The 13,896-nt window shown below is 72.0% G+C and carries 12 protein-coding genes; 3 read left to right on the plus strand and 9 right to left on the minus strand.

Features of this window, described 5'->3' with window-relative positions:
* Nucleotides 1–12 precede the first annotated feature (12 nt).
* From ABZ855_RS08740 to ABZ855_RS08750, 3 genes are all read right to left on the minus strand, one after another.
* Nucleotides 13–1,101 (minus strand): ABC transporter substrate-binding protein, encoded by a 1,089-nt coding sequence (locus tag ABZ855_RS08740; RefSeq protein ID WP_360803145.1) that lies wholly within the window; start codon nt 1,099–1,101, stop codon nt 13–15.
* Nucleotides 1,102–1,192: 91 nt separating this feature from the next.
* Nucleotides 1,193–2,071: an ABC transporter permease gene (locus ABZ855_RS08745; RefSeq protein ID WP_360803148.1), complete on the minus strand. Its 879-nt coding sequence runs from the start codon at nt 2,069–2,071 to the stop codon at nt 1,193–1,195.
* A complete protein-coding gene (locus ABZ855_RS08750; protein ID WP_360803151.1) occupies nt 2,068–2,928 on the minus strand; it encodes an ABC transporter ATP-binding protein in 861 nt (286 codons plus the stop codon). Before ABZ855_RS08750 ends, ABZ855_RS08745 begins: the two co-directional genes overlap by 4 nt.
* 237 nt (nt 2,929–3,165) lie before the next feature.
* Between ABZ855_RS08750 and ABZ855_RS08755 the strand changes: the two genes are divergently transcribed.
* Both ABZ855_RS08755 and ABZ855_RS08760 read left to right on the plus strand, forming a co-directional pair.
* Nucleotides 3,166–4,830, plus strand: coding sequence for a sensor histidine kinase (locus ABZ855_RS08755; RefSeq protein ID WP_360803154.1), 1,665 nt, complete (start codon nt 3,166–3,168; stop codon nt 4,828–4,830).
* Nucleotides 4,827–5,516 carry a response regulator gene (locus tag ABZ855_RS08760; protein ID WP_360803157.1) on the plus strand — a complete coding sequence of 230 codons (690 nt, stop codon included), beginning with the start codon at nt 4,827–4,829 and terminating at the stop codon, nt 5,514–5,516. The genes ABZ855_RS08755 and ABZ855_RS08760 overlap by 4 nt, the downstream gene beginning before the upstream one ends.
* 307 nt (nt 5,517–5,823) lie before the next feature.
* Here ABZ855_RS08760 and ABZ855_RS08765 read toward each other — a convergent pair whose 3' ends face one another.
* The 5 genes from ABZ855_RS08765 to ABZ855_RS08785 are packed head-to-tail and all read right to left on the minus strand — an operon-like array spanning nt 5,824 to nt 11,331.
* Complete coding sequence (locus ABZ855_RS08765) at nt 5,824–6,552, minus strand: response regulator transcription factor (RefSeq protein WP_360803160.1); 729 nt, start codon at nt 6,550–6,552, stop codon at nt 5,824–5,826.
* Nucleotides 6,553–6,604: 52 nt separating this feature from the next.
* Nucleotides 6,605–9,247: an FtsX-like permease family protein gene (locus ABZ855_RS08770; protein WP_360803163.1), complete on the minus strand. Its 2,643-nt coding sequence runs from the start codon at nt 9,245–9,247 to the stop codon at nt 6,605–6,607.
* Nucleotides 9,244–9,933, minus strand: coding sequence for an ATP-binding cassette domain-containing protein (locus ABZ855_RS08775; protein ID WP_360803166.1), 690 nt, complete (start codon nt 9,931–9,933; stop codon nt 9,244–9,246). The genes ABZ855_RS08770 and ABZ855_RS08775 overlap by 4 nt, the downstream gene beginning before the upstream one ends.
* The gene (locus ABZ855_RS08780; RefSeq protein WP_360803169.1) at nt 9,920–10,660 is read right to left on the minus strand and encodes an ABC transporter ATP-binding protein; all 741 of its coding nucleotides are present in this window, start codon (nt 10,658–10,660) and stop codon (nt 9,920–9,922) included. The genes ABZ855_RS08775 and ABZ855_RS08780 overlap by 14 nt, the downstream gene beginning before the upstream one ends.
* A gap of 5 nt (nt 10,661–10,665) precedes the next feature.
* Nucleotides 10,666–11,331, minus strand: coding sequence for a hypothetical protein (locus ABZ855_RS08785; RefSeq protein ID WP_360803172.1), 666 nt, complete (start codon nt 11,329–11,331; stop codon nt 10,666–10,668).
* Between the two features lie 113 nt (nt 11,332–11,444).
* Between ABZ855_RS08785 and ABZ855_RS08790 the strand changes: the two genes are divergently transcribed.
* Nucleotides 11,445–12,764 carry a HAMP domain-containing sensor histidine kinase gene (locus ABZ855_RS08790; RefSeq protein ID WP_360803175.1) on the plus strand — a complete coding sequence of 440 codons (1,320 nt, stop codon included), beginning with the start codon at nt 11,445–11,447 and terminating at the stop codon, nt 12,762–12,764.
* Between the two features lie 4 nt (nt 12,765–12,768).
* Here the strand turns inward: ABZ855_RS08790 and ABZ855_RS08795 are convergent, their stop codons facing one another.
* Nucleotides 12,769–13,812, minus strand: a complete 1,044-nt coding sequence (locus tag ABZ855_RS08795; protein ID WP_360803178.1) for a sodium-dependent transporter — start codon at nt 13,810–13,812, stop codon at nt 12,769–12,771.
* Nucleotides 13,813–13,896 lie beyond the last annotated feature (84 nt).

Raw genomic sequence — 13,896 nt, forward strand, 5'->3', positions numbered from 1 at the left:
AGCGGCGCGGGCTCAGCCGTTCGGTCCGGCCGGGGTCGTGGTGGTCTTGAAGCCCTCGGTCTTGTTGGCCTGGACGGCGAAGTCGTTGGTGAACGTCGTGCCGAGGTCCACCGATCCCTTCACGTTGCCGACCAGCTGCTCCGTCGCCAGAGAGGTCTTCGGGCCGCCGGCCGGCATGATGCCGTCGGGGAGGAACTGGCCCTTGTCCTCGTTCAGAGCCGAGATGTAGTCGGCCTTGGTCACCAGCTGGTTCGACACGAACGACGCCGGCAGCTTGTTCGCGATGTCGGCCGCGCTGTGGGTGTTGATCCAGTGCATGGTGGCGACCAGCGCGTCGACGACCTTCTGCACGGTGGCCTTGTGGGAGTTCACCCAGTCGGTGCGGGCGAGCACACTGGCCGCGGGATAGGCACCCCCCATCGCCGCCGTGGCGCCGGCCGTGCTGGCCAGGTCGATCGCAGAGGTGCCGACGCCCTTCTTCTGGATCGCGGCCACCGTCGGCTGCGTCGTCATCACGCAGTCGACCTTGCCCTTCTGTAGCGCGGCCACGGCGGTGGAACCCGCCCCGACGGCTATCCGGTGGAACTCGCTGGTCCTGACGCCCTTCTTGGCGGCCAGGAACTGCGTGAGGGTGTCGGTGCCCGACCCGAGGTCGGTGACACCGAGCGTCTTGCCCTTGAAGTCGGCGCCCGAGGTAACGCCCGATTTCGCGGTGCACATCTCGCGCTCCCCGGGCGCGCCGGAGAGCTGGACGACGTCCTCGACCGCCTTGCCCTTCGCCTGGAACTCGATCGTGTGGTTGTACCAGGCGCCCGCCATGTCGACCTGCCCCGAGGCCATGGCCTCCTCGGCGCCGACACCGCCGTCCTGCTCGGTGCTCAGCTCGACGTTGACGCCGTACTTCTTGTAGAAGCCGAGCTGCTGGGCGAGCTGGTACGGCAGGTAGATCTGCTTGTCGAGGCCGCCGGCCATCAGCTTGACGGTCGGTGTGCCGCCCGCGCTGCCGCTCGCGGCGTGCGAGCTGCTGGAACAGGCGCTGACCGCGCCGAGGGCGAGAACGGTGAGCAGAGACGCGGCGACGGCGACGGGTCGTCTGGACATGGCTGACCACATTCCTTTGCTGAGCAGGGGTCCCGAGATGAAGGAGATGAATGAGATGAAGGAGATGGAGGAGGGAGGAAGTGCGGGGGCGTCAGAGGGAGTTCGCCTCGGTCGGCGTCGGCGGGCGCCAGGACAGCAGCCGGTGTTCGAGCTTGCCGATCACCCACTCGGCGCCGAGCACGATGACCGAGATGACGAGCATCGTGGCGAACACGCCGTCGGGGTCGAAGTTGTTCTGCGCGGTCTTGATGACCAGGCCGAGGCCGCTCTGCGCGCCGAGCACCTCGCCGACGAGCGCGCCGACGATGGCGAACCCGAAGGCGCTGTGCAGACTGGCGATGATCCAGGTGAGCGCGGACGGCACGATGACATGCCGGGTGATCTGCGTCTGTGAGGCACCGAGCACCTTCGCGTTGGCGAGGATGTTGCGGTCGACCTCTCGCACGCCCTGGAAGGCGTTGAAGAAGACGATGAAGAACACCAGCACCGCGGCGAGCAGGATCTTCGGCAGCACGCCGATGCCGAACGCGACGATGAAGATCGAGCCGAGGACGATACGTGGGATCGCGTTGACCATCTTGATGTAGGGGCCGAGCACGTCGGCGAGGAAGCGGCTCTGGCCGAGAGTGACGCCGAAGAGCACCCCGGTGACGGCCCCTAGGGCGAAGCCGGCCAGCGCCTCCTGGATCGTTGTCCAGATGTTCGAGTAGAACGACCCGAACTCGGTGCCGTGCCGGAAGAGGTCGATCAGCCGCTTGGCGATGCCGGACGGCTGCCCGAAGAAGAACGGGTCGACGATCCCCCAGGCCGTGAACGCCTGCCAGCCGCCGATGACGAAGACCGCGAGACCGACGCGGCCCGCCCACACCAGCGCGGTGCGCCGCCTGGCGGCGCGCTTGGCGGCGTCCGCGGCCGAGGACGGTGCGCCGGCCTCGACCGGCACGGCGGAAACTGCGGACGTCGTGCTCATGCCGTACCTCCTGCGGTGCGTGCGTAGGCGCGCTCCACCTCCTCGCGCAGCGAGTCCCAGATCTGGTGCTGAAGTTCGATGAAGCGGGGCTGGAAGCGGATCTCCTGGACCGCACCGCGCGGGCGGGGCAGGTCGATGTCGAAGACCGCCTTGACCGAGCCCGGGCTGGACGTCATGACGACGACCCGGTCGGCGAGGGCCACGGCCTCGTCGAGGTCATGGGTGATGAAGATGACCGACGGACGTATCTGCTCCCACAGGCCGAGCAGTTCGGTCGACATGATCGCCTTGGTCTGCACGTCCAGGGCGCCGAACGGTTCGTCCATGATCAGGATCTTCGGTTCGTTGATCAGCGCCGCGGCCATCGCCACGCGCTTGCGCATCCCGCCGGAGAGCTGGTGCGGGTAGCGGTCCTCGAACCCGGTCAGGCCCACCCGGCGCAGCCAGTCGCGTGCCGAGGCGTGCGCCTGCTGTTTGGGGACGCCGCGGAAGACCGGGCCCATCAGGACGTTGCCGAGGACCGTCTTCCAGGGCAGCAGCGCATCGCTCTGGAACATGAAGCTGACGCCGTCAGTGACGCCGTCCACCTCACGGTCGCCCACCTTGACCGAGCCCTCACTGGGCCGGTCGAGCCCGGACACCATGCTCAGCGTCGTCGACTTGCCGCAGCCGGTCGGGCCCACCACCGCGCAGAACTGGCCCGGTTCCACGGTGAAGGAGACGTCCCGCAGCGCCGTGAACACCTCTCCCGCAGGCGTCAGAAATCGTTTGGTGAGTCCTGAGATCTCGACTCGCGCGCTGTCCCGGCCGACTTTCTCGGCGGCCGGGCTCACCGCGACATCGTTTCGCGAAGCCATCTGAGGCCGTCTCCTTTCCTCACCTCGGAGGTCGAGGAAGGCAGACGCTAGAGGCCGCGCGGTATTACGTCGCTGTTTCAGACGTATCTCGCGTTAGTCGTGTTAAGAGGGGTTCTGCGCGTTCTGCTCAGCAGGTCGGGGGGTGGGCAGAATGTCCTCGGTGGGACACAATCACGCCACCACGGGTACGGCGAAGGGGCCGGGCCCGGCAGCACGACAAGGGCGAAGTCACCTGTGATGCCCATGCGTATCCGGATCGGCCGCGCCGGGAAGGGGAGGCTCTCCGCGCGGATCCTGGCCAGCCAGCTGGTCATCCTGGCCCTCACCGGAGCCATCGGCTTCGTACTGTTCGCCTTCGCCCAGCGGGCCGAGATCGACCGAGCCTATGAGCAGCGGGCACTGGACATCGCGCAGACCACCGCCGCCGATCCGCAGATCCGGCAGGCCATGGCACACGGGGGAGGCCACGGCATCGTGCAGACCGTCGCCGAACGGATCCGGAAGGCGTCGGGCGCGTCGTACGTGGTCGTGATCGACCTGCACGGCATCCGCCACTCGCACCCCGACCCGGCGCTGATCGGCGAGGGTGTGGGCGATCCGATCGTGGTCCTGGACGGCCACACCCACGTGGGCACCGACCAGGGCGCGACCGGGCGGTCCGCCAACGGCAAGGCCCCGCTGAAGGGGCCCGCGGGCACGCTGGTCGGCGAGGTGTCGGCCGGTATCCCCGAACGCGATGTGCTCGGCGAGCTGTGGCGGGAGCTGCCCACCTTCGGCCTGTACGCCGCGATCGCCGTCGCGCTCGGCTCGACGGCGGCGTTCGTGCTGGCCGGCCGGTTGAAGCGGTCGACGTTCGGACTGGAACTGGAGGAGATCGCCGGACTGCTCCAGGACCGCGAGGCCATGCTCCACGGCATCCGGGAGGGCGTGGTCGCCTTCGCTCCCGACGGCCGGATCACCGTGGTCAACGACGAGGCGCGCGACCTGCTCGGCATCGGCACGGCGCTCGGCAGCACGCTCGAGGAGGTGTTGCCCGACGGGCGGCTGCGCCGCGCCCTGGACGGCACCCTCACCGGCATCGACCTCAGCGTGCTGACCGACGACCACTGCCTGGTGGTGAACCGGATGCCGGTGACACTGCAGGGCCGTGAACTGGGTGCGGTGGTCACCGTACGCGACCGCACCGAGCTGATCGGACTGCTCCGCGAACTGGACTCGGTGCGCGGGCTGACCGACGCCCTGCGCGCCCAGCAGCACGAGTTCACCAACCGTATGCACACCGTGGCCGGGCTGCTGGACATCGGCGACCACGACGCCGCCTTCGAGTACGCCGTCGAGTCGGCCGGCGCCGACCAGGCGCTGACCGAGTCCGTACGGGAACGGATCGGCAACACGCTGCTCGTGGGGCTGATCGTCGCCAAGACCACGGTGGCCGCGGAACGCGGGGTGACGGTGGAGCTCAGCGACGACTCCGCGCTCGGCGAGGACCCGCCGCACCTGGACCGGCTGCTGACCATCGTCGGCAACCTGCTGGACAACGCGATCGACGCCGCAGCCGGCGGACCGCCCCCGGCGGGCGGCCGCGCGGTCGAGCTCTCGCTCGTCGAGGCCGTCGATCAGGTGTACGTGCGGGTCGCGGACAGCGGCCCGGGGATTCCGCCGGGCGCCACCGGGTCGATCTTCGAGGACGGCTGGTCGACCCGGCCCGACCGGGGCACCGCCCGGCGCGGACTGGGGCTGGCCCTCGTCCACCGGCTGGCCCAGCGGCACGGCGGGACCATCACGGTCAGCGAGGGGCCGGGCGCGGTCTTCACCGTCGTACTGCCGCTGTCGGACGCCACCCCCGCACCACGAGACGCACAGCTCACGACAGCCTCACCGACAGGAGGTGACCGGGGATGATCCGGACCCTGGTGGTGGAGGACGACTTCCGCGTCAGCCACATCCACTGCGACTACGCGACCCGCGTCGAGGGCTTCGAGGTCGTGGGCCGGGCCGCGACTGTGGCCGAGACACTGGACGCGGTGCGCACCCTCCACCCCGACCTGCTGCTGCTCGACGTCTTCCTGCCGGACGGCAGCGGACTCGACGTGCTGCGGCGGCTCAGCGCGGACGAGGGAGGCGCCCGCCCCGACGCGCTCATGATCACCGCCGACCGGGACATCACCTCGGTGCGGACCGCCATGAAGCTCGGCGCCGTGGGCTACCTGGTCAAGCCGTTCGGCTCCGCCGACCTGGCCGAACGGCTCACCGCCTACCGCGAACTCCAGCACCGCGCGGACGCCCTCGGCCTGGCACCCCGAACCGACCAGGCCGACGTGGACGCCCTCTTCAGCGCCGCCCGGCCACCGGCCGTCCCCCGGGTCCCGGCCAAGGGCCACTCCGCGCCGACCCTCGCCCTCCTGCACCAGGTCCTGCGCACTGCCCACGACGCCCTGTCCGCGGCCCAGGCCGCCGAACTCACCGGCGTCTCCCGCGCCACGGCGCAGCGGTACCTCTCCTACCTCGTACGCGAGGGCATGGTCCGGCTCGAACTCCGCTACGGCACCACCGGCCGTCCCGAACACCGCTACCGGATAGTGCACTGAGGACCCGCCCGGGGTGCGCACGACAAGGACGCGCGATGGTGGGCATGCGGAAACGAGCGCCCCTCGTCGCCGAACCGTCGGCGAGGGGCCGGTGGTCGGCCGCGGATGGAGGGGGGCGGCTGTCCGCGAGGCCGCCGAGCCGTGCCCGGCCGTGGTGCCGACGGACGCCTGCCTGCCCGGCACCGGGCGCGAATCGGAACGAGCCGACCAAGGCGGGCGGAGGCCGTGCCGCCCGTTGGCCCCGGCCTTGCATCGCCCTTGCACCGGAGGCAGCAAGCGCGGCAGTTCGCCGTGCAGCAGGGGCCCGTCAGCTCTCCAGGCGGTAGCCGTGTCCTCGCAGGGTGGTGATGCGGGGGAGGCCGGCGGGGCGGGCCGAGATGTCGGCGGCTTCGGTGAGGCGTCGGCGTAGGCCGGCCATGGTGACGTCCAGCGTCTTGGTGGAGCCGAACCAGTTCTCGTCCCAGACCTCGGCCATCAGGGTCTCCCTGGACACGGCCTCGCCTGAACGCCGGGCCAGGACGGCGAGCAGGTCGAACTCCTTGGGACGCAGCTCGATGTCCTCGTCGTGGAGCGTGCAGCGGCGGGCCGCGATGTCGAGGACGAGGTCGGCCAGCCGGACGGGTTCCTGCTGCGGTGCGGCGACGACCCGGCGGCGCAGATGGGCGCGGAGCCGGGCGAGCAGCACGGTCAGGCTGAACGGCTTGACGAGGTAGTCGTCGGCGCCCGCGTCCAGTCCGGCGATGATGTCGATGTCGTCCGTGCGCGCCGTCAGGATGACGATCAGCAGGTCGGGATGGTGGGCACGCAGGGTGCGGGCGACGTCCAGACCGTCCAGGTCGGGCAGCCCCAGGTCGAGCAGCAGCACGTCGTACGGGTTGCGTGCGGCCTCGGCCAGAGCTGCCGAACCCGTCCGGCTCCAGGTCGGCGTGTAGCCGTTGCCGCGCAGGCCGGTCGCCAGATGGCGGCCGATGGTGTCGTCGTCCTCGACGACCAGGACACTGTGGCGGCTGTGGTCGGCGGTCGCGTGCGTACGCATGCTGGACAGCGTAGGAGCGGGCGGGGCGCCCGGCCCGCCCGCGCCCGGCCGCTCACAGGTCACGCAGCTCCTCCACGGCGGGCCGGCCTGCGCTGCGGATGCCGTTCAGCGCGGCGGCCAGTACGGCGGCGACGGCCGCGCCCGCGGTCAGGGCGAGGTAGCCGCCCGGCACCGAAAGGCTCGCGGGCGGCGGATCGAAGACGCCCGTCAGGACCTTCACCAGCATCTCGGACAGTGCCCAGCCGATGAGGGCTCCCCCGGCCAGGCCGCCGGTGGCCAGCAGCAGGGCCTCGGTGAGGACCATGCCGCGCAGTTGGCCGCCGCGGGCGCCCAGAACGGTGGCGATGGCGAAGGTACGGCGCCGTTCTGCGAGTCCGAGGGCGAGGACCAGGCCGCCGGACCCGGCTGCCAGCAGGACGGCGAAGGCGAGTTCGATGCGGGTGAGTCCGGACAGGTCCACGGAGGTGAGGCTGGTGCCGACGATGCCGCGGGTCTGGGCGAGGTCGGTGACAGTGGCGCCGGTGCCCAACCGGTGGCGCAGCTTGTCGGCGATCTGCTTCTGGTGGGTGCCGCCGGTGTCGAGCAGGAAGGCGCCGACCGCGTCGCTGCCGGTCGTCTTCGCCACGTAGGCGGCGTTGGCGACGAAGAAGCTGTCCTTCGGCGCGGTCGGGAACTCCTTGACGATCCCGGCGTAGTGGAACGGCACCGTGCGCAGCGCCTTCGTACGGGCGTCCTGGACACGGAGGTTGACCGTGTCGCCGGGGGAGAGCTGGAAGTCGTGCACGGTCTCCGCGCTGACCAGCAGGTTGTCGGGGCGCTGGGTGAGCCTGCGCATCAGCTGCGCTGCCGTGCCGCCCGAGAAGTAGGCGTCCTGGAGCGAGGTCGCCTTCGCGACGGTGGCGGGCCGGATGCCGTAGAGGTCCTGGAGGTCGGCGCCGACGTAGGCGTAACGGTGCTGGAGGGGCTCGACGTGCCGGACGCCGGAGACCTTCAGTTTGCCGGCCGCGCTCGGCGGGACCGGGGCGCCGGGCGGCTGGGTGACGGTGACGTCCGCGCCGTTGGTGAGGCGGGCGTCGACTTCGGACTGCTGCCGGTAGGTGGAGTTGAAGACGGCCGTGGAGATCGCGAACGACACGGCGAGGGCGAGCAGCACCACCGAGCGGGCCAGCGGGCGCCGACGGCGGGACAGTACGGCCGCCGTGGTCGGGGCGAGGGTCGCGGTCAGCGGCCTGGCGAGGCGGGCCAGCACCGGTCGGCCGTGGGCAAGAGCCAGCAGGGTCAGCCGCCACAGCAGCAGGGCCGCGCCGAGCCACAGCAGCGCCGGGCCGAGGAACGCCCAGTAGGAGACGGAGACACTGGGCACGCCCTCGGGGGCGAGGACCAGGGCGTACTGGTTGCCGGAGGAGGCGCGGAAGACCAGCAACGAGCCGATCAGCAGCGCGAAGTCCAGCCCGTACCGCAGCCACCAGGGCGAACGCGACACGGGCCGCTCCCGCCTGGTGTCGGCGACGGTCACCGTGCGCAGATCACGCAGGGCGGGCACGAGCACGGCGCCGGCGGCCACGACCACGCCGAGGACGAAGGCGATGACGTACCAGACCGCCCAGGTGCCCGCGCTGGCCCCGAAGGACGTACTGCCGAAGGCGAGGCGTCCGGTCAGCGCGGCGAGGCCGAGACCGGCGAGGCCGCCGCCGACGCCGACCAGTGCGGCCTCCAGGCCCGCGAGTGCGGTGATCTGGTGGGGGCGCAGCCCGCGCAGCCGCAGCAGTCCCTGTTCCCGGCGGCGCCGTTCGCCGCCGGCCGAGGCGACCGCCACGGTCAGCGCGGCGGCCAGGACGGCGCCGGGGACGCCGAGGAAGAGGAAGAGGATCTGGGCGTAGAGGGCGTCCTGGCGGGCGGAGTCGAGGGCCGCGCCGAGGTTGTTTCCGACGAGCGCGGTGCCGGCCGATCTGGCCTCCAGGTTGTGGGCGGCGCCGGTGACCGAGGTGAAGGCGGCGGCCGGGTCGGGCGGCAGGTTCGCGTCGCGGGCCACGTGGATCTGGGTGGTGACGTCGGTGGCTCCCCGGGTGAGGGAGGCGAACCGGGCGGCGGGCAGCAGGACGACGTTGTCCGGAGGAGCTGTGGGCTGGGACTGCGTGGGCGCGCCGACCTTCTGGAACAGCGAGTCGGCCTGGGGCAGGTCGACCACGCCGTCCACCCGCACCTGCCGCAGTCCGGCGCCGGGGAGTTGCACGCCGACGGTGTCGCCGGGGGCCGCGTGCAGGTTGGACGCGGTCTGCTGGGCGAGCAGGACACCGGTGCCGGTGCCGGAGAGTGTGCGCAGTTCGTCGGGGAAGTGGCTGCGGTAGCCGGCCGGCAGGCCGAGCGCGACCCCCGGTCCGGTGGTCTGGGTGCTGCCTCCCACGGTGGCGGTGAAACCCGTGGTGCGGGCGAAGCCGACGGGCAGCGCGGCCCGGGTGCCGGGGGCGGATCTCACCAGTGACCCGACGGCGTTCGGGTCGGCGCCCGGCTGTACTTCGACCTGCCAGTCCACGGCGACCGAGCGGACCGCCCGCTCGGTCATGGTCGCCTTGGACGCGGTGAGGAAGGATCCGAGCGCGGCGACGAGTGCGACGGCGAGGGCGATTCCGGCGACGGCGGCGAGGAGCCGTCCGATGCGGTGGCGGGTCAGTCCCTTCGCCCAGGCGGTGATCATGACGGGCTCCCTGGTGGGGTCGGCGCTTTCGCCGTTTCGGGTGCGAGCAGTCGGCCGTCGCGCATGCTCCGCCGTACGGCGAGCCGGGCGGCGACGGCCGGGTCGTGGGTGGTGACGACGAGGGCCGCGCCCGTCCGGTCGGCGGCGGCGAGCAGGGCGTCCAGGACGCGGGCGCCGGTGGCGTGGTCGAGGCGGCCGGTGGGTTCGTCGGCGAGGATCAGGCGGGGCGCCTGCGCCAGGACACGGGCCACGGCGACCCGCTGGGCCTGACCGCCGGAGATCTCGTCGGGCAGCCGGTCGGCCAGCCCGGCCACGCCGACCACGTCCAGCGCCTCGGCGACCGGACGGCGGGTCTCCGCAGGCGGATGTCCCGCGAGGACGAGCGGCAGCGCGGTGTTCTCCGTGACGTCGAGGGCGGGGATGAGGCTGTCGGCCTGGAAGACCAGGCCGATGTCCCGCGACCCGCCGAGTCCGGGCCGGGAGATCGTGCCGCCGGTGGGGCGTTCGAGCCCGGCCAGCAGATGCAGCAGGGACGACTTCCCCGACCCGGAAGGGCCCACGACCGCCAGCCGGTCGCCGCGGCGGACGTCCAGGTCGGCGCCGTGCACCGCCACCACGGCGGTGGGGCCCTGGCCGAAGGTGAGCGCGACACCCTGGCAGGAGACGAGCAGGTCAGCGGAGGACATGGCCGTGCTCCTTCGCATGAGTGGTTCCCTCGTGTGCCTCGTGTGCCTCGTGGGCTCGGCCGTCGTCCAGGGTGATCACTCGGTCGGAGCCGTGCACCGCCTCCGGGCTGTGCGTCACGATCAGCACCGCGCAGCCGTCCGCCGCCCGGTCCCGCAGCATCCGCAGCACCAACTCCTCCGTTCCGCCGTCGAGTTCACCGGTCGGCTCGTCGGCCAGCAGCACGGCCGGAGAGTTGGCCAGCGCCACGGCGAGCCCCGCGCGGGCCAGCTCACCGCCGGACAGCTGCCGCGGCAGCGCGCCGGCCCTTCGCCCCAGCCCCACCTGTTCCAGCAGGGCCTCGGCTTTTACGGCGGGACGGCTGCGCACCGCATGCTGGGCGAGCCGGATGTTGTCGCGCACGGCCAGATGCGGGAGCAGGTTGCGTGACTGAAGGAGCACCCCCACGTGCCGGGCGCGCAGCCGGGCGCGTTCGGCCTCGGGCCGATGGCTGATGCGCACGCCTGCCACGCGGACCTCGCCGCCCGACGGTTCGTCGAGACCTGCCAGGCACGCCAGCAGGGTCGACTTGCCGGCCCCCGACGGGCCGACGACGGCGACCGTCTCCCCTCCGCGCACCCGCAGTGACACCCCGCGCAACGCGAGCGTCTCCTCCTCACCGGCCCGGTAGAAGCGGTACAGCTCCCGGGCGGCCAGCACCACGTCGTCGGCGGAGGGTCCGGCGGGCATCGCACTCACCGCCACGCGAACGAGTCGCTGACGGTTCGCCACGGGTCGACGTTGTCGGCGTTGACGGGGCCGGACAGGGTCAGGTCCACCTCATGGCCGTGCCGGTGGAAGGCGTACCGCTCGAACGCGTCCCGCACCACCTTGCCGGTGACCGGGTCTTTGGTCGAGTCGCCCTGGTAGGTGAGAAGGACGACGGGGCCCGCCTTGCGGGTCACCTGCGACACCTTCGGCGATGCGAACTTCACCACCTGGCCTCGCAGTCGCGGGACAACTGTGTTCTTCACCGAGGCGACGGTCGGGGCCGTGGAGGTGGTGGCCGTCGTGATGGTGACGCTGTTCAGCTTGTCCGTGAACACGGTCGCACCGCCCCTGTCGGTGCGGGCCCAGCCCTCGGGCACCTTCACCGTGAACCCGGTGAAGGTGCCCGAGGGCTGATAGGCCACGAACACCTGGTTGTCGGGGATGTCCCCGGGCGGATTCGACTCGGTGGGGGCCGGGTTCGCCCGCACGGGGGCCGCCGAACCCGAGCCCGAGTGTGCCCCGGACGACGATCCGGAACATCCCGCGATCACCGCGGCGACCACCGTCATGGCGACGACGCCGGCGGAAGTACGTGCGTACGACATGCCACTGCCCTCCCGAGGAACTGCCGGGAACTGCTTCCTGGTCATGCCTCCGACGCTAGGGAGCCGTCGGTTAACGCCCCGGCCGCCGACGGTTAGGCGACGGCAAAAGCGCGTGGCGGACCGTCCCCGGGCCGGCCGGGAGCCCGCAGGATGGGGGCATGAGACAGCGCGTGGTGCGAGTCGCCCTCACCGCCGCCCTGGTCGCCGTCGTCCTCCTCGCCTTCCCACTGGCCCTGGCCATCAGGTCCTCCCTGTACGCCGACCAGCGCGACACCCTGGAACGGACGGCCCTGTCCGGCGCCGTACGCGTCAGCCCGGACTACGCGACCGGAGACCCCGTGGAACTGCCCGCGCCACCGGCCGGCGGACGCCTCGGCCTGTACGACCCCGCGCTACGGCTGCGGGCCGGCACCGGCCCCCGCACCGGTGACACAGTCGTGCGAAGGGCGCTGGCCGCGGAGGTCGTGCGCGGCCGGGCCGGCGGTGACCTGGTCGCCGCCGTGCCCGTGTCACACGACGAGCAGGTGATCGGCGTCGTACGGGCCTCCTCACCGGCGTCCACCGTACGCAGCCGGGTCCTGCTCGCCTGGGCCGTCCTCGCCGGAGTCTGTGTCCTCGCACTGACGGTGGCCGTCCTCGTCGCCCGCCGCCAGGCGCGGGCGCTGGCCGCGCCGCTGGAGGACCTCTCCCGGCACAGCCGGGCGGTCACCGCCGGCGACCTGAGCGCCCGGGCGGCACCCAGCGTTGTCGCCGAGATCGACCAGGTCGCCCGCACCCACAACGAGATGCTGCACAGCCTGACCGAACTCCTGCGTCACGAAAGGGACTTCACCGCCAACGCCTCGCACCAGCTGCGCACCCCGCTCACCGGACTCCAGCTCACCCTGGAAGCGGGGCTCGTCCAGGACGACGACTTCCGGCTGCGGCCGGCCCTGGAGGAGGCTCTGGCCACCACGCGCCGTCTGCACGCCACGGTGGAGGAGGTGCTGCGCCTGTCCCGCTCCCGTGGCCTGCCGCGCCGGCCCGCGCCGGACACGTCGGTGGCACGGCTGCTGGACGAGACCGAGGAACGCTGGCACGGACTGTTCGCCCGCGACGGCAGACGTCTGGAGTGCGCTACTCGCGAGGCACCGGAGGACCTGCGTGTCCCCGGAGCCCTCGTCGCCGAGATTCTCGGCGTCCTGCTGGACAACGCGCGCGTCCACGGGCACGGCGCAGTCCGCCTCACGGCACGCGACCTGGGCGACGCGGTCGCCTTCGACGTCACCGACGAGGGAGCCGTGGCGGGCGAGGGAGCCCGGCTGTTCGACCGTGGTCAGGTGGGCGCGGGAGCGGGTTCCGGCATCGGGCTGTCGCTCGCCCGCGACCTGGCCGTCTCCCTCGGCGGCAGACTCTCCCTGACCAGCAGCCGCCCGGCCGCCTTCACCCTGCTCGTCCCCGTACGCCAGGAGGAGGCCGGGCCGGAGGGCCGTGGCTGAGTGTTCAGGTGCCGGCTGCCGGAGCGGGAGCGCGATCGGGTCGGAGGTGGGTGACGATTCGGCTCGCGGCGGTCTTCTGCATCAGCCCGTAGGCGAGGACCGGCAGCAGCAGGTGCGGTTTGTCGGGCAGGGACGCGGTGATCAGGACCGCACTCGCGCTGCTGTTGTTCATGCCGCAGGCCAGCGTCAGCGAGGAGGCCGTACCCGCCTCCAGCCGCAGGACGCGGGCGGCGATCCGGCCGAGGGCGAAGGAGAGCAGGCAGACCAGGGCGGCCACGGCCAGGGCGGCGGCGAACAGCAGCGGGCGGGGCCGGGTCAGGACGGTTCCGAGGGCGCCACTGGCGTTGACGTAGGTCAGCAGCAGCGAGCCGGTCAGGGCCAGGGGCATCACTGTCCCGTGGAGACGGCGCAGCCATCGCGCGGGCAGGGCGAGTGCGCCCAGGAGGCCGGCCGCGCAGGGCAGGGCCACGGTGGCCAGGCCGAACCCGCCGTGGGCAAGCCTGCCGGTGTCGACGAGTACCTGCCCGTAGCCGCCTCTCAGTACGGGCGCCAGGGTCTCCAGCAGGAAGGGGGTGGTGAGCGGGCTGAGGAGGGTGGAGGCCAGGACGAGGCCCACCATCGTCGGCTGGTCACCTTCGCCCTTGTCGGTCCACACGGTGGCGCCCGCGGCGACGGGCATCGCCACGACGAGGATCATCGCGGTGAGCAGTCCGCTGCCGCCGTCGGTGTCGGGGGTGCGCCGCAGGAGGAACGCGACGAACGGCACGATCGCCAGCGGGATCGCAAGGTGCAGCACGAGCCCGGCGAGCAGCGCCTTCGGGTGCCGCACGAGGCGGCCCAGCTCGCGGACGGGCACCTGGAGTCCGGCCGAGAACAGCACCAGGGACAGCAGAAGCGGTGCGGTGTGCAGCGTCAGGTGGGTCAGCGGCAGGAGATGGGGGCGACGCAGCCACAGGCCGGGTCCGGGCACGAACAGAGCGAGGAGATAGGCGAGAACCACGGCACGGCCGAGGCGGTGCCGCAGCCAGGACGCGGCGCGGGTGTGCATGGACTCATCGTGATCAGGACAGCTCCGGCAGGCGGGGAAAGCCGCGCGGCAGTCAGGATGTGTTCAGGTAACCGCTGGCAGTGT

It is taken from the genome of Streptomyces sp. NPDC047042 (assembly GCF_040644035.1).
In the GTDB taxonomy this organism is placed as follows: Bacteria; Actinomycetota; Actinomycetes; order Streptomycetales; family Streptomycetaceae; genus Streptomyces.